General features: G+C 63.6%; 14 protein-coding genes. 4 read left to right on the top strand and 10 right to left on the bottom strand.

Annotated elements, in window-relative coordinates; all coding sequences use genetic code 11:
- Window positions 1-14: 14 nt before the first annotated feature.
- Genes ACFFP0_RS07370 through cyoA form a run of 5 tightly spaced genes read right to left on the bottom strand, consistent with a single transcriptional unit; the run spans window position 15 to window position 5,036 of the window.
- Window positions 15-767, bottom strand: a complete 753-nt coding sequence (locus tag ACFFP0_RS07370; protein ID WP_377258271.1) for an SURF1 family protein — start codon at window positions 765-767, stop codon at window positions 15-17.
- Window positions 768-786: 19 nt separating this feature from the next.
- Entirely contained in the window at window positions 787-1,188 is a 402-nt protein-coding gene (gene cyoD / locus ACFFP0_RS07365) for a cytochrome o ubiquinol oxidase subunit IV (protein ID WP_377258268.1), read from the bottom strand.
- On the bottom strand, window positions 1,185-1,796 hold the full coding sequence (gene cyoC / locus ACFFP0_RS07360; RefSeq protein WP_377258265.1) for a cytochrome o ubiquinol oxidase subunit III: 612 nt from the start codon (window positions 1,794-1,796) through the stop codon (window positions 1,185-1,187). Before cyoC ends, cyoD begins: the two co-directional genes overlap by 4 nt.
- 13 nt (window positions 1,797-1,809) lie before the next feature.
- Window positions 1,810-3,813, bottom strand: coding sequence for a cytochrome o ubiquinol oxidase subunit I (gene cyoB, locus ACFFP0_RS07355; RefSeq protein WP_377258262.1), 2,004 nt, complete (start codon window positions 3,811-3,813; stop codon window positions 1,810-1,812).
- A gap of 20 nt (window positions 3,814-3,833) precedes the next feature.
- On the bottom strand, window positions 3,834-5,036 hold the full coding sequence (gene cyoA / locus ACFFP0_RS07350; RefSeq protein WP_377258259.1) for a ubiquinol oxidase subunit II: 1,203 nt from the start codon (window positions 5,034-5,036) through the stop codon (window positions 3,834-3,836).
- A gap of 304 nt (window positions 5,037-5,340) precedes the next feature.
- Here cyoA and ACFFP0_RS07345 point away from each other — a divergent pair, with 304 nt between their 5' ends.
- Entirely contained in the window at window positions 5,341-6,684 is a 1,344-nt protein-coding gene (locus ACFFP0_RS07345; RefSeq protein WP_377258257.1) for an MFS transporter, read from the top strand.
- Between the two features lie 71 nt (window positions 6,685-6,755).
- Here ACFFP0_RS07345 and ACFFP0_RS07340 read toward each other — a convergent pair whose 3' ends face one another.
- The 4 genes from ACFFP0_RS07340 to ACFFP0_RS07325 all read right to left on the bottom strand — a co-directional run bounded on the left by ACFFP0_RS07340 (window position 6,756) and on the right by ACFFP0_RS07325 (window position 11,529).
- Window positions 6,756-7,898: a M24 family metallopeptidase gene (locus tag ACFFP0_RS07340; RefSeq protein WP_377258254.1), complete on the bottom strand. Its 1,143-nt coding sequence runs from the start codon at window positions 7,896-7,898 to the stop codon at window positions 6,756-6,758.
- Window positions 7,899-7,934: 36 nt separating this feature from the next.
- Window positions 7,935-9,188, bottom strand: a complete 1,254-nt coding sequence (locus ACFFP0_RS07335; protein WP_377258775.1) for an NAD(P)/FAD-dependent oxidoreductase — start codon at window positions 9,186-9,188, stop codon at window positions 7,935-7,937.
- 20 nt (window positions 9,189-9,208) lie between these two features.
- Complete coding sequence (locus tag ACFFP0_RS07330; RefSeq protein WP_377258251.1) at window positions 9,209-9,943, bottom strand: GntR family transcriptional regulator; 735 nt, start codon at window positions 9,941-9,943, stop codon at window positions 9,209-9,211.
- A gap of 308 nt (window positions 9,944-10,251) precedes the next feature.
- On the bottom strand, window positions 10,252-11,529 hold the full coding sequence (locus ACFFP0_RS07325; RefSeq protein ID WP_377258248.1) for a flavin monoamine oxidase family protein: 1,278 nt from the start codon (window positions 11,527-11,529) through the stop codon (window positions 10,252-10,254).
- 2,422 nt (window positions 11,530-13,951) lie between these two features.
- Between ACFFP0_RS07325 and repA the strand changes: the two genes are divergently transcribed.
- The 3 genes from repA (at window position 13,952) to repC (ending at window position 17,719) form a co-directional block, all read left to right on the top strand.
- Complete coding sequence (gene repA / locus ACFFP0_RS07320) at window positions 13,952-15,166, top strand: plasmid partitioning protein RepA (RefSeq protein WP_377258245.1); 1,215 nt, start codon at window positions 13,952-13,954, stop codon at window positions 15,164-15,166.
- Entirely contained in the window at window positions 15,163-16,179 is a 1,017-nt protein-coding gene (repB, locus tag ACFFP0_RS07315) for a plasmid partitioning protein RepB (RefSeq protein WP_377258242.1), read from the top strand. The genes repA and repB overlap by 4 nt, the downstream gene beginning before the upstream one ends.
- Before the next feature lie 187 nt (window positions 16,180-16,366).
- On the top strand, window positions 16,367-17,719 hold the full coding sequence (gene repC, locus ACFFP0_RS07310; RefSeq protein WP_377258772.1) for a plasmid replication protein RepC: 1,353 nt from the start codon (window positions 16,367-16,369) through the stop codon (window positions 17,717-17,719).
- On the opposite strand, the gene ACFFP0_RS07305 is transcribed toward repC, so the two are convergent.
- Complete coding sequence (locus tag ACFFP0_RS07305) at window positions 17,646-18,134, bottom strand: ProQ/FINO family protein (protein WP_377258239.1); 489 nt, start codon at window positions 18,132-18,134, stop codon at window positions 17,646-17,648. The genes repC and ACFFP0_RS07305 overlap by 74 nt on opposite strands.
- Between the last annotated feature and the right edge of the window lie 277 nt (window positions 18,135-18,411).

The following is an 18,411-nucleotide window of genomic DNA, read 5'->3' as shown; positions in this document are numbered from 1 at the left end:
TCGCCGGTCCCGCGTCAGCCGATCCGTTTCCGCTGGATCACCCACGCGGCGGCGCCGCTCATCACCGCCATCGCATACCATGTGACCGCGTAGACGAGGTGGCTGTTGCGGAAGCGGATGACGGTCAGTCCGCCGACCGGCAGGCCGCCCGGATTGGGCGTCGTATCGGCATCGATGAAATAGGGGGCCGTGTTGCCCAGGCCCTCTGCGGCGGCGATCGCCGCCACGTCGCGCGAATACCAGCGGCCGGCCTCCGGGTCGTTGGAGCGAAGGAACGCGCCGCCGGGCTCGCTCAAACGCAGAAGCCCGGTGATCCGGACGGCGCCGGGGACTTCGCCTTCGGCGCGCGATGCCGGATCGCGCCGGTCGGCCGGCACGAAACCGCGATTGACGAGGATCGCCGCCCCGTCCGGCTGCACCAGCGGGGTCAATATCCAGAAACCGGCGCCGCGTTCCGTGACGGCCTGGACCAGAACCTCCTTGTCGTGGGCGAAAACGCCGCTTGCGGTGACGCGGCGGTATTCGTCGTCCTGCGCGTCGACGCGCGACCACCCGGCCGGCGGCGGAGCGGGCACGGGGTCGGCATGGACGCGCGCATCCACCCTGACGATCAGGCCGAGCTTCCAGAACAGCCGCTGGACCTGCCAGGTTCCAAGCGCAAGGAACACGACGGCCAGCAGCGCCATCGCGCCGGCGAACATCCGCCGGGACCGGGATGAACCGGCGGAGCCGATCTCCGCCGCCTCCGTGCGTGGTGGGATGGCCATGACCGAATCCTCGTGCCCGTCAGGGCATGTTCTTCATCATCTCGGGCGACATGGGCATCATGTTCGTGTTGAGGTGATACATGACCCACAGCGAGCCGGCGAGCGCGATCGCCACGATGACGATGGTGAAGATCAGCGCCATCATCGTCCAGCCGCCTTCCGACTTCGTGTTCATGTGCAGGAAGTAGATCATGTGCACGACGATCTGGATGACGCCGAGGATCAGGATCGCGGCGATCGTCGCGGCCTTGCTTTCGATGACCCCGCCCATGACCAGCCAGAACGGGATGGCCGTGAGGATGACGGACAGCACGAAGCCCGTCATGTAGCTCCTGAACGTGCCATGACCGGCATCGTGGCCGTGGCTGTGCCCGTGATGGGCTTCGTGGGCATCTTCGTGCAACGGGGCTTTGGCGGTCATCCGACGACTCCCATGAGATAGACAACGGAGAAGACGCCGATCCAGACGACGTCGAGGAAGTGCCAGAACATCGAAAGGCACATCAGCCGGCGGCGGTTCTCCGGGATGAGGCCGTGCATGCCGACCTGCACCATCAGCGTGACGAGCCAGATGATGCCGAAGGTGACGTGCAGGCCGTGGGTGCCGACCAGCGTGAAGAAGGCCGACAGGAAGGCGGAGCGGGTGGGACCTGCCCCCTCATGGATCATGTGGGAGAACTCGTAGAGTTCGATGGACAGGAAGGCGAGGCCGAACACGCCGGTCACGGCAAGCCAGAACAGCGTCTCGGCCTTGGCATTGCGCTCCATCTGCAGCATAGCGAAGCCGTAGGTGATGGACGACAGCAGCAGCATCGAGGTGTTGATCGCGACGAGCGGCAGGTCGAACAGGTCCGCCGGCGAGGGACCGGCCGCATAGTTGCGGCCGAGCACGGCGTAGGTCGCGAAGAGGACTGCGAAGATCAGGCAGTCGCTCATCAGGTAGAGCCAGAAGCCGAGATTGGTGCTGCCTTCGGGATGGTGGTCTTCCGTCAGGTAGAACTGCGGCTTTTCGGTATCTTGCGTTTGCATCGGGCTTGCCATGTCAGGTCCGCTCCGCGAGCAGCTTGGAACGCGCGTCTTCCGTCACGGTCACGGTCTCCGCGGGAATGTGAAAGTCGCGCTTGTAGTTGAAGGTATGGCCGATCGACACCGCGACGATCGCGACGAAGGATACGACGGCGAGCCACCAGATGTACCAGATCAGCGCGAAGGCGAGCACAATGCTCAGCGCCGAGAGGATGACGCCCGTGCCGGTGTTCCTCGGCATGTGGATCGGCTTGAAACCGCCGAGCGGGCGCTCGTAGCCGCGGTTCTTCATGTCGTACCAGCTGTCATGGTCGTGGACGACCGGCGTAAAGGCGAAGTTGTAGTCCGGCGGCGGCGAGGAGGTCGACCATTCCAGCGTGCGGCCGTCCCACGGATCGCCGGTCGTATCGCGCAGCTCCTCGCGCTTGAGGAAGCTGACGACGAGCTGGACGATGAAGGACAGGATGCCGAGCGCGATCAGGCCGGCGCCGAAAGCGGCGATGATGAACCAGATCTGCAGCGACGGGTCCTCGAACTGCGAGACGCGGCGGGTGACGCCCATCAGGCCGAGCACGTAGAGCGGCATGAAGGCGAAGAAGAAGCCGATCTGCCAGAACCAGAAGCTCATCTTGCCCCAGAAGGGATCGAGCCTGTAGCCGAAAGCCTTCGGGAACCAGTAGTTGACGCCCGCCAGCAGCCCGAACAGCACGCCGCCGATGATGACGTTGTGGAAGTGAGCGATCAGGAACAGCGAGTTGTGCAGCACGAAATCCGCTGGCGGGATCGCGAGCATGACGCCCGTCATGCCGCCGATGACGAACGTCACCATGAAGCCGACGGTCCAGAGCATGGGCACGTCGTAGCGGATGCGGCCGCGATACATGGTGAAGAGCCAGTTGAACATCTTCGCGCCCGTCGGGATCGAGATGATCATCGTGGTGATGCCGAAGAAGGCGTTCACCGAGGCGCCGGAACCCATCGTGAAGAAGTGGTGCAGCCACACGATATAGGACAGGATCATGATGACGCAGGTCGCGTAGACCATCGACGCGTAGCCGAACAGGCGCTTGCCGCAGAAGGTGGCGACCACTTCGGAAAAGATGCCGAAGGCCGGAAGGACGAGGATGTAGACTTCCGGGTGCCCCCATATCCAGATCAGGTTCACATACATCATCGGGTTGCCGCCGAGATCGTTCGTGAAGAAGTTCGTGCCGACATAGCGGTCGAGCGAGAGCAGCACGAGCGTGGCCGTCAGGATCGGGAAGGTCGCGACGATGAGGATGTTGGTGCAGAGCGAGGTCCAGGTGAAGACCGGCATCTTCATGAAGGTCATGCCCGGCGCGCGCATCTTCACGATCGTCGCGATCAGGTTGATGCCGGACAGTGTCGTGCCGACGCCCGCCACCTGCAGTCCCCAGATATAATAGTCGACCCCGACGCCCGGGCTGTAGTCGGCGCCGGAAAGCGGCGGATAGGCGAGCCACCCGGTGCGGGCGAACTCACCCACGAACAGCGAGATCATGACGATGATAGCGCCGGCCGTGGTCATCCAGAAGGAGAAGTTGTTGAGGAAGGGGAAGGAGACGTCGCGCGCCCCGATCTGCAGCGGCACCACGTAGTTCATGAAGCCCGTGACGAACGGCATCGCCACGAAGAAGATCATGATCACGCCGTGGGCGGTGAAGATCTGGTCGTAGTGGTGGGGATTGAGATAACCCTCGCTGCCGTTGAAGGCGATCGCCTGCTGGATGCGCATCATGATGGCGTCCGCGAAGCCGCGCAGCAGCATGATGATCGCCAGGATGATGTACATGATGCCGATCTTCTTGTGATCGACCGACGTGAACCATTCGTTCCAGAGATAACCCCAGAGCCTGAAATAGGTGACGACGCCGAGAAGCGCGATGCCGCCCAGCGCCACCGCGATGAAGGTCACGACCAGGATAGGCTCGTGGAAGGGAAAGGCTTCGAGGGATAGCCGCCCGAAGAGGAATTGGGTGAGCGTGGTGTTGCCGAACATGGGTCTGTACCAGATCTCTTTCAGGGCTTTGCCGGAGCGTCGTTGTTGAGCTGCGCCGGCGCAGCGCTTCCTTGCGTGTCCGCAGGGGCGCTTCCGGACATCGTATGACCCTGCATGTTGTGCATGTCGTGGTTCATGGATTGCGGCCGGGAAGGCTCATCGACGCCTTCGGCCGGCTGGTCGCTGCGCGCCGGGTTGCCGGTGGCAGGGAAGGTCGTGGCCGGTGCCGCCTTGCCGTGGGCCGCCTCGTCCGCATGGCGGTTGTCATGCTCCAGCCGGGCGCGGTTCTCGTGGCTTTCGACGCCGGCGCCGCCCATCATGTCGATATGCATCATTTCGTCCATGCACATCTGGCCGGCGCGGGCGCACATGTTGAGCACCGCTTCGTAAAGACCGTTCTCGACGCTGGCGTAATAGCGGACGGGTTCCCTGGAGCTCGGCTTTTCGAGTTTCAGATAGGCGTCGCGGTTGAGCGCGGTGCCCTGGCTCTTCACCCGCGCCACCCATTGGTCGAAGCCGGCCTGCTGCAGGCCGTGGAACTTGAAGCGCATGTGCGAAAAGCCGTCGCCGCTGTAATTGGCGGAGAGCCCTTCGTATTCGCCTTCCTTGTTGATGACGGCGTGCAGCTTCGTCTGCATGCCCGGCATGGCGTAGATCATGCCGGCGAGCGCCGGAACGTAGAAGGAGTTCATCACCGACGAGGCGGTGATCTTGAAATTGATCGGCACGTCGACGGGCGCGGCCATCTCGTTGACGGTGGCGATCCCGTAGTCCGGATAGAAGAACAGCCATTTCCAGTCGAGCGCCACCACCTCGACGGTGATCGGCTTCGTCTCGGCCGATACCGGGCGTTCCGCGTCGATCCGGTCCAGCGGCCGGTAGGGGTCGAGCTTGTGGGTGCTGATCCAGGTGATCGCGCCGAGCGCGATGATGATGGCAAGCGGCGCCGACCAGATGATAACTTCGAGGCGGGTCGAATGATGCCATTCCGGATCGTATTTGGCGGTGCTGTTGGAACTCCGGTAACGCCAGGCGAAAAACAGCGTCAGGCAGATGACGGGCACGATGATCAGCAGCATCAGCACCGTCGAGACGACGATCAGGTCCGCCTGCTGCCTGGCGATATCGCCCGAAGGCGACATGACGACCAGATCGCACCCGGAAAGGACAAGGGGGGCCAGGCAGGCGAACAATCGTCCGGCGAATTTCAATTGAATAGACATCTCTGGCTCAAATTTGCGTTTTGTCAGTGCGCACTAATCGCGACGGCGGTCATACGGGAATGAGGTCGTTCGTCGCACTGCAGCAATATGTCGCAGCGCAGCAAGAGGCATGGACAAGCCTCCTTCCCCGTCCGGATGCATCGTGCCGTTCGCTCCTGCGGGAAATCTAGGACGCGCCGGCCATCCCGCCAGAGGGCGGCAGGCGGAAAAGCAACCCCAGCTTTTTTCAATGTTGTTCCTTGATCTCGCAGGCGGTTTGATCAACATTTCAAAGTGAGGCGCGTTGCCGGCAGGAGGAAATTTCATGAGCACGGTCGTTAACCCCACATCGTCGGGCCTTGAGCGGGACGCCCGCCGCATCCATGACGACAAGCCGATTTCGGCGGGCAATATCGCTATCGGCGTGATTATCGGTCGCATGTCGGAGTTCTTCGACTTCTTCGTCTACGGCCTCGGTTCGGTGCTGGTGTTCCCGAAGCTCATATTTCCGTTCGCCCCCAATCCGGTGGCCGCCACCCTCATGTCCTTCGCGATCTTCCCGCTCGCCTTCCTGGCGCGGCCGGTCGGCTCCTTCATCTTCATGTGGATAGACCGCAACTACGGTCGCGGCACGAAGCTGACGATCGCCCTCTTCATCCTCGGCGGCTCGACGGCCTCCATCGCCTTCCTGCCCGGTTACGACACGATCGGCTATTGGGCGGTGGCCCTGCTGGCGCTGTTCCGGCTCGGGCAGGGCTTCGCGCTGGGCGGCGCGTGGGACGGGCTGGCGTCGCTGCTCAACATCAATGCGCCAGCGAACCAGCGCGGCTGGTACGCGATGATCCCGCAGCTCGGCGCGCCTATCGGCTTTGCGCTGGCCAGCACTCTCTTCGCCTATTTCGTCACCAACCTCTCGGAAGAGGATTTCCTTTCCTGGGGCTGGCGCTACCCGTTCTTCGTGGCCTTCGCGATCAACGTCGTCGCGCTCTTCGCCCGCCTACGCATCGTCGCCAGCAGAGAATTCGGCGCCGCCATGGAGGCCCAGGAGCTGGAGGCCCGGCCGGTCTTCGAAATGCTGAGCAAACATGCCCAGGACGTCGTGCTCGGTGCGTTCGCCCCGCTTGCGAGCTTTGCCATGTTCCATCTGGTCACGATCTTCCCGCTGAGCTGGGTGATCCTGAATGGCGGGCAGTCGGCGGCCCAGTTCCTCTGGGTGCAGGTCGCCGGTGCCGCCTTCGGCGTGGTCGGCATCGTGCTGTCCGGCGTCATCGCCGACCGGATCGGCCGCCGCAGCCAGCTCATGATCGGCGCGATCCTGATCGCGGTCTTCTCCTTCTCCGCGCCGTTCCTGCTCGACGCCGGCGGCAAGGGGCAGGATGCCTTCATCCTTATCGGCTTCTTCATCCTCGGCCTGACTTTCGGCCAGGCCTCGGGCGCCGTGTCCTCGCGCTTCACCAAATATTACCGTTATACCGGCGCGGCGCTCACCTCCGACCTGGCATGGCTGGTCGGCGCGGCCTTCGCGCCGCTGGTGGCGCTTGGCCTCGCCTCCAGCTTCGGCATCATCTTCATCGGCGGATACCTGATCTCCGGCGCCATCTGCACGCTGGTGGCGCTCAGCCTCACCCGCGTCCTGGATCATAGCAACGAACCCGGCCAGTCCGAATGATGCGGACATGAAAATGCCGGGCTCCTGCCCGGCATCGTTCTTCCTTCAGGACCTCTGCGAAAACCGCATTGTCATGCGAAGGGCTCGGTCGGCCCCTTCGCCGGCTGCGTAAACCATTCCGGCCCGGTTTCGGTCATGTGGATATGGTCTTCGAGACGGATGCCGAACCTGTCCGGGAAGACGATCATCGGCTCGTTCGAAAAGCACATGCCGGCCTTCAGGACCGTCGCATTGCCGCGGACCACATAGGGCTCCTCGTGGATTTCGAGGCCGAGGCCATGGCCGGCGCGATGCGGCAGCCCGGGAAGGACATAGTCCGGGCCGAGCCCGTGTTTTACCAGAACGGCGCGGGCCGCGTCGTCGAGGCTGCCGCAGGCCGCGCCCGGCCGCGCGGCGTCGAAAACGGCCTGCTGCGCCTCGCGCTCGATCGCCCAGGCATCCGCGAATTCCCTCGTCGGCGCGTCCAGCACATAGGTGCGGGTGAGGTCCGAATGATAGCCGTCGAGCCGGCAGCCGGTATCGACGAGCACCACGTCGCCCGGCGCATAAACCTGATCGCCATCCGTCCCATGGGGCAGCGACGTCGCCAGCCCGAAGGAAACGATGCAGAAGGAGGAACCGCCCTCGGCGCCCAGCGCGCGGTGCTGTTCGTCGATATAGCGCACCACCTCGGAGGCGCGGACGCCCGGCCTGATGAAGGCATGGGCGCGGCGATGGACCTCGAGCGTCAGGTTCATCGCATATCGGATGAGATCGATTTCAGCCGCCGACTTGACGAGGCGCAGGTCCCGGATCAGCCGGCCGCCGTCGACAAGCCTGCCGGCGCCGAGGGCGGCCGCAAGCTGATGGTAGACAAAGAGCGGCAGCGCGTCGTCGAGCGCAAGCGTGGCATCCCGGGGCAGAAACGAGGCGACGAGCGCCGCGCTTGCCTCGTCCTCCTGCCACACGACGATCTCGCCGGGCAGCCGCGGCAGGGTCTCGACCCGGCTCTGCTCGAAGCCCGGCGCGATATATGAGATGCCCGACGGCGTCACCAGCGCGCCGAGCAGGCGCTCGCTGGGATGCCAGACGAGGCCGGTGAAATAACGCAGGCTTTCCGTCGCCCCGAGCAGGATGCCATCGAGGCCTTTTTGCTCGAGTGCCGCCTGCAGCCGCCGCAGGCGCTGCCACCGCTCTTCATCGGTGATTTTCGGGACGGGATGAGACCAGGACATGTCCGGTTCCTCTTTCGATCGCATTTGCAGGACTGTTCAGCGGAACCGGCCGATGCGGAACGGTTCGATGGAAAGCGCGGGTCGGCGGCGCGCGGCGAGATCGGCGACAAGACGTCCCGTTGCCGCCGATTGCGTCAGGCCGAGGTGCCCATGGCCGAAGGCGTGGATGACCGAGGGCGTCGCGCCCGAAGGGCCGATGATCGGCAGGCAATCCGGCGTGGAGGGGCGGAACCCCATCCACTGGCGGCCGCCTTCCGCCTTCAGGCCGGGCAGGAACCCCCTCGCCTTCGTCAGCATCGCTTCCGAGCGCCTGTAGTTCGGCGGCAGCTTCAGCCCGCCCAGCTCCACCGCCCCGCCCACGCGAACGCCGGAGGAAAGCGGCGTCACCACGAAACCGTGGTCGTTGAAATAAAGCTGGCGCTGCAGCGGGAATGCGCCGGGCGGCAGGGTCGTGTTGTAGCCGCGCTCGGTTTCGAGCGGCACGTCGTCGCCGAGGCTTGCGGCGACGTTCTTCGACCACGCGCCGCCGGCAAGCACGACCGTCTTCGCCTCGAAGGCCGCACCATCCGCAAGAACCACGCGGGCGCCCGCCGCGGTCGGCTCGACGCGGGCGACGTCGCCGATCCTCAGCGATGCGCCGCGGGAAACGACATGATCCACCAGCGCCTTCGTGAACTCGTAGGGATCGGAAACCTGCAGGCCGTCAGGCGTGAACATGGCGTGCCGGAACCGGGGCGCCAACCCGGGCTGCAGGGTGTCGATCTCGCTGCGTCCGACGCGGCTGAACTCGAAGCCGGCCCTGCGCTTCGTCTCCCAGTCGGCCGCGGCGGCGTCGAAGCTCGCCTCGCTGTCGTAGAGATCGAGCGTGCCGGTCCGGTTCACCATGGCCTGAAGGCCCGTGCGTTCGATCACCCGCGCCATTTCGCTGCGCGCCAACGGCATCATTTCCGCCTGTATCTTCACCGTGCGCTCGAAGGCCGCGCGGGCGCTGGCCCGCCAGAAACGCCACAGCCAGGGCACCATGTTCATGGCATAGGAGGGCGGCAGGCTGAGCGGGCCGAGCGGATCGAGCAGCCATTTCGGCACTTTCCACATCATGCCGGGCGCGGCGATCGGAATGATCTCCGGAAAGGCGAGGATGCCCGCATTGCCGCTGCTTGCGCCTCTCGCCACCTCGCCTCTTTCGATCATCGTGACGGAGCGGCCGTCCTCCTGCAGATAATGCGCCGACATCGCGCCGATAATGCCCGAACCGATCACGACGGCGTCGACCGAGGGGGTGTTCATGATGTGTCTGTCCTATGCGTGGCTTAAGCGGAATGGTGCGTCCTGGTGGCCGAAAGATCGATCGGATGGGTCAGATCGCGCGCGATATATTCCTGGATCTGCCGCACGATCTGGGCGGCGTGCTTGACGGCGAGCTGATCGGCCAGCTCGACGTCGCGTGCCTCGATCGCGGCGATCATCTCCTCGTGCTCGTCGACATACTGGCGCGGCAGGCGATCGTCGAAGGTGCGGTAGTAAAGCCGCAGGATGCGCCGCCCCTCATCGAGAAGCCGGGAGAAGAAGGCCGTGTAATAGGGATTGCCGGCAAGCTCGGCGATCGCCACATGGAATTCGCGGTTCGCCTCGATCATCGCATAGGCGTCGTGCGCGACGACGGCGGCGGCGAATTCGTCCTGCCGCTTGCGGATGTCGCCCATGGCATCCGGCGTCGCGTGCAGCGCCGCGCCGCGGGTGGTCACGCGATACATGAGCGTCAGGGCGTCGAAATAGGTGGGCAGCGCCGCGAAATCGATCGGCGCGACAATCGTGTTGCGGTTGGGGAGCGTCGTCACCAGCCCCTCGCCCGAAAGCCTCAGGAGCGCCTCGCGGATCGGCGTGCGCGACATGCGGAAACGTTCCGAAAGCCGAACCTCGTCGAGAGGGCTTCCCGGCCGCAGCGCCATGGCGAGGATTTCCCGCCGCAGCACCGTGTAGACGCTTTGCGTACCCGAACCACGGACACGCGGGGTATCGCTCTCTGCCGTTTCCTTCTTCGCCATCAGTCATCACCCATGCAGCATCGATCCATGGATGGAAGATTGCACACATCTTGTCGACAGAAAATCCCCGAGGGAGCGAAAACGAAGGATTTTTTTGCCGCACCCCGCGGGGGACGAAGGGCCGTGGCAAACGCGCCTCCATGGCGGCTTCCGCTCCTCCGGGAATCACCATGACGCGCTGAGGCGGCTGCGGGCATTGACGATGATAATGCCTGTCGCGATTCAGACAAGCGCCAGCACATGGTGCCTGTCGGTTCCATCGCCGAACAGCGGGCGAACGGCGCGAGAAAGAATGGATATGGACGCGGTCAGGCCCCGGCCGGGCGCAATGCCCGGAGAACGCGCCCCGCCGCCAGCCTGCCGGCAACGATCGCGCCTTCCACATAGCCCGGATAGGACGGCGACAGTTCCGACGAGGCGAAATGGACCGGCGAAAGCCCCTCGTTGAGGATATCCTCCGCATCCCTGGCCTCAAGATCGACGATCACGTCGCTATAGGCCCCACCGCTCCAGGGATCGTCGACCCAGTCGCGGATGCGGATATCCCGGAACGCCCCGCCCTCTGCGCCAAGGGCATCGACGAGAAGGGACCGGATGAATCCGGCAAGTTCTTCCCGCGGCCTTCCGTGCCATTGCCGGGCCAGCGGGCCGCCGATGAAGACGACCAGCCCGGCATGGTCGCCGCGGCTGGCATCGCAGGCATAAAGCCCCTGCGGCTCCTGCCACATCACCGTTCCGCTCAGGCCCAGCCCGCGCCAGAAGGGTTTTTCATAGCTGACCAGCACTTTGATCGCGCAGCCGGCCTCCCAGGCGGCGAGCGCCCGCCGGAGCCGGGCCGGAAGAACCGGCGCGAAGGCGATCCGCCGGATCATGACCGGCGGCACCGCGAGGATGAGGCGGGCGGCGGCAAACCGCTCGCCGCCGGTCGAGACCTCGACACCTCCTGCGGAATGATCGACCCGCGTCACGGCCGCATTCAGCTTCAGCCGGTCGCCCAGTTTTGCCGCAAGCTCTTCCACGACCGCATGCATGGTGCCGGGAAGGAACATCTCCATCTCGGAATGGGTGTTGGTGATGCGGCGGTCGTTCGAGGCGAGATAGGTGAAGGCGATCTCGTCCGGCGACCGGCACCAGAGCCCCTTGACCAGCCGCAGGAAGCTCCTCGCCACATCCGCCGGAACGTCCTGCCGGGCAACCCAGTCCGAGACCGTCAGCTGGGCGAGTTCGGGATCATCGGGATCGGTCGCGATCATCCTGTCGCGCAGGGCGTCGACCTCACTCCAGCGCTCATAACCCTGCCGGGCCGAAACCGGCGGCCTGAACACCGTCTCGCCGTCCGAGAAGGTCATGACCGGCGCCCTGCCCTGTTCCCCGATGAGCGCCATCAGCTGCGGCATGTCGCGGCAGAAGAATTGTCCGCCGGTATCGATGCGGGTGCCGTCCGGCAGGAATTCCGACTCGACCTTGCCGCCGGCCCGGTCGCGCGCCTCAAGCAGCAGGACGTCCAGGCCCGCATCCGCAAGTTCCACGGCCGCCGCAAGGCCTGTGAAACCCGCACCCACGACAATCGCATCCCGCTCAGGCATTCCGCTCTCCGGTCATATCCGCCTCTGCCATTAGCGGAAGCCGGCCCGGACGTCCACGAACCGGCGCGCAGGCTGCTGGCGAAATGCCGCGGCGCCGCCGACAGGTCTCACGCCCGCCACGCTCCGAACGAAACGGACGGCAACGCTCCGGAGATACGCCGCCTACCCTCGATGTGCGCTTTCGCCCCGATATATCGACAAAACCGCACAGGCTGCAGGCGCTAAAATCCAACGACGAAGCCCTATTCCCGTTCATTCCCGAGGCCGCTTCCCTGAAAGAAGGTGACGGATCGCCGGACAGGACGCTCACACGCGCGAACCAGCGTCATCCAACCGGCCGAAACGGGTCGACGCCGCCATCTATCCACCAGATGCACACCGATGAAAAGAGCATTTGCGGACAGCAAACAACAAAGATCGAGACCCGGCCCGGCCGAGCCCGGAACGGCATCCCTCGCCCAAGGCCACGCGGTCGGGACTGCGAAATCATGACGACCATGATCCGGCAACAGTCACTCGCTGACCCGCAATCACCACCCCGGGGGCACCGATGCGAAAAGCCGGCTCGACGACGGTTCGCGAGAGTTTCGGCTATCGCCGACGGGTCGGCCGGAACCTCCGGCTTTCAATCGCGGTTCGATTGAACGAGCCCTGAATCGGCAGGATCACGAACCACACCCGGGACCTGACATGGATGCCCCTCGCCCGTGACCCGTTAGGAATTGCATGAGCGGATCGTGACAAGCCCCTCCCCACGAAAAATCTCGCCCCCCCGGAGACGAACCGCCGATTGGATCGTCTTCAGGCGGGAGCCGATTTCCCCTCTCCTAGATAACCCCGCACGGCGCCCTCCCCGCACCTGCCGGAATACTGCCTTCAACCAACGCCATCCACGCGACATCTCGGAACGATGGGATTCGCAATCCGGGGCAGAAGGCAGAAAAAGAGAACCTTGCCGCCATCCTGTCCGACGCCACTGACCGCCCCGCGAGTCCCGCCTCCGGAGCAACAGGCGTGACGCAGCGACGCCCTCCACGTCCGCGGCAGAACGGCCCGAAGAACTTCACATGACCCCCTCCACAGGTCCTTTCCCTCAACCGGAAAAGAGCATCGCATCACCACCGCGCTTGTCGGCGCTCGCAATCACCACACGGAAGCGCGCCCGGCGAGAAAGAGATGATTCCGGCCGAAGCATTAGCGAACATCCCGACAAGAGCCGAATGCGGCATGGCGAGCAGTTTGCGTGACCGCGCCATGCGGTCCAGACCATCACAGGAAGCAGCATTATTCCCAAACCATAAGCCCCGCCGGAACCGGACGAAATATGAGCGACCGGGTGGAGACGCCCGGCAGGGACATTTTCACTCAACTCTTATCACGGTTTCACCCAACTATAATCGACGGAACGGCCAGCAGGGGATCGGGACCTGCAGCACGATGAGATGCCGCAGAGACTGCCGCGACAGGCACATGGATGGAACTCGCACGCCGATGCACGACCCGCTCTTCCGCGACATGCCTCGGCGGCCCAGATCGACTGAAACAAGACACATATGGCGGAGACGACCAGCCCGCCAAGCGGTGGCGTCGGCAGCCGATAATGAGCATTCCTTACGAAGCCGAACGGAAGAAGCTCGCAGTCCGGTCACAGCAGACGAACCGCTCTCCTTCAAACATCTCCGATACGCAGCAATCGAAATGAGAGCACAGCCGGATCGGGATGGGGACAGGACATCCTGCCGGTGCCGGCCTGATCGAGGAAAAGTATCGCGACCAGCGAACATCCGGCATGAAGCATCACGATGGCGGGCCATGTCGAATACGAAGGAACACGTCAAAACCCGGGAGGAGAGGAGGGCACTTCCGCTTGCCGACGATGGCTGCCTGCCAGGTCGGGCGACAGGCAGCCCTCCCCAAGATACATGGTGACCGGCGCGACATCGCACCGAACACACTCGTTCAAACCTCTCCATCACCCGCCGTCGAACAACCCCGCCCTCCCTCGCGCCGCCACACCTCCCGCAGGCGGCGGAGCGAGGCCGACAGCAAAGGTGACGAAGGAGGTGCAAGGCAACCGAACCTTCCGGCCGAAAATGCAGTGAATGCCGCGGAACACAGGACGGTTTTGCCTTTCAAGGACAGCGCGAATCATGCTTCATTTCGGTGTCGCCGCGCATCGATGGCGTTTCGCGGAAACAGGGGGCAGTTAGCCGCGGCTAACTCGCAGGATGCGGCGACGGAAAAACCGCGTGGAGACGGCAGTTAGCCGCGGCTAACTGCACCTGGGGCAGGGCTTTCGGTTAATCAACCGTTAACCAAAAACCGCTTGCCAAATCAACAGAATCGGGTCTCTTACTTCAACTGCGGTAAAAACCGAATTCATCGTGAAAAACCGCAGTTATCGAATTTAGGTGCACGGCCCATGAATCCAGCAGCCGAGAAGAACATAGCCAGCCAGGCGTCCGATCTTAAGGGGCTGATCCAGCAGCATTCGGCTGCGCTGGCCGCGCAGTTGCAGGCGCACCACGTCAGCATCTTTTCCCCGGATGCCGAAAAGAGCATCCGCAATTTCACGCCCGCCGAAACCGCAAGGCTGATCGGCATCGGCGAGGGCTACCTGAGGCAGGTCGCCGCCGAAATGCCCGGCCTCAGCGCCAGCCAGACCGGCGGCAGGAGAAGTTATTCCGTCGGGGACATCCAGGCCATCCGCGCCCATCTGGACCAGGGCAGCAGGGGAGGGCGCCGCTACCTGCCGCACCGCAAGGGCGACGAGGAACTCCAGGTCATTGCCGTCATGAACTTCAAGGGCGGGTCGGGCAAGACGACGACCTCGGCACATCTTGCGCAATATCTTGCGTTGCGGGGCTATCGCGTGCTCGCGATCGATCTCGATCCGCAGGCCAGCCTGTCCGCGCTTTTCGGCCACCAGCCGGAGATCGACGTCGGCCCCAATGAAACGCTCTACGGCGCGATCCGTTACGACGAGGAACGCCGTCCGATCGCGGAGATCGTCCGGGCCACCTATATCCCCGACCTGCACATCATTCCGGGCAATCTCGAACTGATGGAATTCGAGCACGAGACGCCCCGTGCGCTGATGAAGCGGCAGGTCGGCGATACGCTCTTCTTTGCCCGGATCGGCCAGGCGCTGGCCCAGGCGCAGAACCTCTACGACGTCGTCGTCATCGACTGCCCGCCGCAGCTCGGATACCTGACGCTTTCGGCGTTGACGGCCGCGACCTCCGTTCTGGTCACCGTCCACCCCCAGATGCTGGACGTCATGTCCATGAACCAGTTCCTAGCGATGACAGGGGATCTCCTCGAGGAAATCGGCAATGCCGGCGCCCGGTCCGACTATAACTGGATGCGTTACCTCGTCACCCGTTTCGAACCCGGCGACGGTCCCCAGAACCAGATGGTCGCGTTCCTGCGCTCCATTTTCGGAGAGCATGTGCTTATCCATCCGATGCTGAAGAGCACCGCCGTTTCCGATGCCGGCCTCACCAACCAGACCCTTTTCGAGGTCGACCGGGGCCAGTTCATCCGGTCGACCTATGACCGCGCGCTCGAAGCGATGAACAATGTCAACGCCGAGATCGAGGGATTGATCAGGAAAGCATGGGGTAGGGCCGCATGAGCAGGAAGGACGTTTTCGCAAATCTTCAGCCATCCGCGCCGGCTCAGCAGGGCAATTCCGACAATCGCCCCGCGAAAAGCCGGCTGAGACCCATCCTCGGTTCACCGGAACTGCTGCAGGACGGCGCGCGGTCTCCGGTCGGCGCGATTGGCCAGTCGCTCAACGAGGTGAGCGAGCGCAACCGACGGGCCGAGGAGATCGAGAAGCGCCTGTCGGAAGGACAGGCCGTCATCTCGCTGGATACGGCCGATATCGACCCGTCGTTCATCCCCGACCGCATGCCGGGCGGCAAGGAAGCGCATGATCGCCTGGTCGCATCGATCCGTGACCAGGGGCAGCAGGTGCCGATCCTGGTGCGTCCCCATCCGGACAAGCCGGGGCGTTACCAGGTCGCCTTCGGCCATCGCCGTCTGCGGGCGATCACGGAACTCGGCCTGCGGGTCAACGCCGTGGTGCGCGTCCTCACGGACGAACAGCTTGTCGTCGCCCAGGGGCAGGAAAACAACGAACGCCAGGACCTGACCTATATCGAGAAGGCGCGTTTCGCACAGCGCCTCCAGCAGCGGTTCTCGCGCGATGTCATCATGGCCGCCATGTCGCTCTACAAGAGCGACCTGTCGAACATGCTTTCGGTCGTCTCGCGCATTCCCGAAGACCTGATCGATACGATCGGGGCCGCTCCCACGGTCGGCCGCAGGAGCTGGATCGAACTGTCCGATCTCCTGTCGGAAGGCGAGCCGCTGGAGAAAGCGCGTGCTTTCCTTGCCGATGCCGAGATATCGGAGCTTGCTTCGGAGGAACGGTTCAAGGCGCTGCTCGAGCATCTCAAGCCCCGCCCCAGGAAAGCCAAGCCGGATATATGGTCGACGCGCGCGGGTACCAGGCTCGCCAAGGTGACCCAGAACGACGCCAAGGTCGAAATCACCATCGATCGGAAGGAGGCGCCGGAGTTCGCTGCCTTCGTTCTCGATCGTCTTCAAACCTTGTTCGAAGAGCATCGCTCGAAGAACTGAACCCAGATCCAGCAAAGGACGCAGGAGAACCGCAGCAAAAGAAAAAAGCCCCCGAACGTTGCCGTCACGGAAGCTTTCCTCGTAGTCTCGACAGCTTCGAGAATCGCATTTCCGAGAATCACTGTCAAGAGTCTCGGCGCCTTTTCGGCGGATGGATTTCTTTTGCCCGAACGAAAGTGAAGGCAAAATGAGAATGGAACATGTCACGACGCCCTTCGGGCGGCGGTCGGTGTCGTTCGGCCTGTTGATAAGTCAGCAAGCCGCCGGCACGATCGAGCCTGGAATACGGCGTAACAAGTGGAAACTCTTCCGGGCGATCTGCGAGGCGCGTCCCGCACTCGGCGTAAGTGATCGTGCGCTCACGGTCCTCGATGCGCTTTTGACCTTTTATCCGGATGACGAAATCTCCGAAGAGAGAGGCCTTGTCGTCTTTCCGTCGAATACGCAGCTTTCCCTCCGCGCCCGCGGGATGACGCCAGCGACGCTCAGGCGACACATCGCCGTGCTTGTGGATGCGGGCCTGATCCTGCGCAAGGACAGCCCCAACGGAAAACGATATGCCCGCCGCGGCAGGACCGGCCAGATCGACGAGGCATTCGGTTTCAGCCTTGCCCCCCTTCTCGCAAGAGCCGCCGCAATCGAGCATCTCGCCGCCGAAGCCGCAGCCGAACGTGAACGTCTCCGGATCACCAAAGAACGCTTCACCATCTGCCGGCGCGATATCTCCAAGCTCGTCGCGGCCGCCATCACGGAAACCCTGCCCGGCGACTGGACCGGTGCCCTCGCGGCGCTTCAGTCGATTTTCGCCCGTCTGCCCCGAAAGGCGACCACCGAAATACTGGCACCCTTGCTCGACGAAATCGAGGAACTTCGGGCATCCGTCATCAACCAATTGAAACTGAACGAAAATTCACAAAAAATAGGCGCCAGTGAGTCTCAGATTGAGCGCCACAAACAGGATTCACAAACCCAATCCCCGTCTGAATCTGAACCCGCTGCCTTGCCGCAGCAAAAAACCGCAAACGCTCAGGAACCGGTTACGCCAATTGGAAACGATTCTGCCGGAAATCCTGCAATTTCCGAGGAGACCCCTCCGCCCGATCCTCATCCAACCGATGCCAATCCCCTGAAATCCTTTCCGCTGGCCGTGGTTCTCCGGGCCTGCCCGCAGATTGCCGACTACGGTCCACAAGGGGAAATCCGCAGCTGGCGGGACCTGATGTCGGCTGCCATCGTCGTCCGCTCCATGCTGGATATCAGCCAGTCGGCCCATGAGGAGGCGAGTACGGTCCTCGGAGCGATCAATACCGCGACGGTGATTGCCTGCATCCTGGAAAGGGCAGAGCATATCAGTTCGGCCGGCGGTTATCTGCGCGACCTCACCCAACGTGCCGCCAGGGGCCAGTTCTCGGTCGGCCCGATGCTCATGGCGCTCCTGCGCTCACAGGCGGCGGGAGGAGGGGAGCTCAGCCGAGCGGGTGTTGAGATGGCCGGCTGGCGCGTCCGAGAAGGGCGGCACGGATCTGCTCCGTCTTGCTGAGAACGGGCGCGGGCGGAGCAGGCTCGGCAACCGGCTTTTCCTCATCGCCGACACGCTGCTTCAGGCTCATGAACCTTTCCTGAGCGGCGAGGCGGTCTTCCGCGGAAAGCGGCTCGACGGGGTGCCCGTCGATGTCGTGGCGCATGGAGTCCGGTTGTGCGCTGGCGAGGAAATAGCGCTTCGAATGAATGAAGGCGGCCGTGGCGCGGCGAAGTGCGGTGACGCCCATGTCAGGCTTCAGGAGCGGACGTATCTCGTTCCAGAGCCCGAGCGCGAAAGGGCGGATGGGATCGCCGGGCTTTGCCGGAAGGATGGCGATCGGCCGGACGAGCAATGCATTGATTGCCTCCGCCTTTCGAACATCGGTCTCGTTTGCGGCAATGGGACCGCGGCTGGCTGTCCAAAGTTTCTTCATCAACTGCACCTCGCGACGCCTGACTAAAGGCCTAATATGAATTGATTTTGACGATAGCCCGCTCCATCGGCCAATCGGCCGCACAAATCAAGCCGGAAACCCGTGCCGGGACACCGGATATAGGCTGCGGGACCACACGGATGGCCCTTTGAGGCCTGCCCGGTCCTCCGTCTGCCATTCGCGGACTTACCCGGTCCGGCACCGCCTGCAAGCGCCTTTTTCCGGATTTGCGTTTTGCAAAGAAAGACCATTCCAAACTACCGGCAATTTTGGATCG

Origin of the sequence: Neorhizobium puerariae (assembly GCF_042429745.1) — a bacterium.
Taxonomy (GTDB): Bacteria; Pseudomonadota; Alphaproteobacteria; order Rhizobiales; family Rhizobiaceae; genus Neorhizobium; species Neorhizobium puerariae.
The sequence above is the reverse complement of the archived record's forward strand: the minus strand, read 5'-3'. Positions and strand labels throughout refer to the sequence as shown.

Bases quoted from the DNA above. Each gene is read 5' to 3' on its own strand.
- ACFFP0_RS07370 (WP_377258271.1), bottom strand. From the start codon at position 767: ATGGCCATCCCACCACGCACGGAGGCGGCGGAGATCGGCTCCGCCGGT.
- cyoD (WP_377258268.1), bottom strand. From the start codon at position 1,188: ATGACCGCCAAAGCCCCGTTGCACGAAGATGCCCACGAAGCCCATCAC.
- cyoC (WP_377258265.1), bottom strand. From the start codon at position 1,796: ATGCAAACGCAAGATACCGAAAAGCCGCAGTTCTACCTGACGGAAGAC.
- cyoB (WP_377258262.1), bottom strand. From the start codon at position 3,813: ATGTTCGGCAACACCACGCTCACCCAATTCCTCTTCGGGCGGCTATCC.
- cyoA (WP_377258259.1), bottom strand. From the start codon at position 5,036: ATGTCTATTCAATTGAAATTCGCCGGACGATTGTTCGCCTGCCTGGCC.
- ACFFP0_RS07345 (WP_377258257.1), top strand. From the start codon at position 5,341: ATGAGCACGGTCGTTAACCCCACATCGTCGGGCCTTGAGCGGGACGCC.
- ACFFP0_RS07340 (WP_377258254.1), bottom strand. From the start codon at position 7,898: ATGTCCTGGTCTCATCCCGTCCCGAAAATCACCGATGAAGAGCGGTGG.
- ACFFP0_RS07330 (WP_377258251.1), bottom strand. From the start codon at position 9,943: ATGGCGAAGAAGGAAACGGCAGAGAGCGATACCCCGCGTGTCCGTGGT.
- ACFFP0_RS07325 (WP_377258248.1), bottom strand. From the start codon at position 11,529: ATGCCTGAGCGGGATGCGATTGTCGTGGGTGCGGGTTTCACAGGCCTT.
- repA (WP_377258245.1), top strand. From the start codon at position 13,952: ATGAATCCAGCAGCCGAGAAGAACATAGCCAGCCAGGCGTCCGATCTT.
- repB (WP_377258242.1), top strand. From the start codon at position 15,163: ATGAGCAGGAAGGACGTTTTCGCAAATCTTCAGCCATCCGCGCCGGCT.
- repC (WP_377258772.1), top strand. From the start codon at position 16,367: ATGAGAATGGAACATGTCACGACGCCCTTCGGGCGGCGGTCGGTGTCG.
- ACFFP0_RS07305 (WP_377258239.1), bottom strand. From the start codon at position 18,134: ATGAAGAAACTTTGGACAGCCAGCCGCGGTCCCATTGCCGCAAACGAG.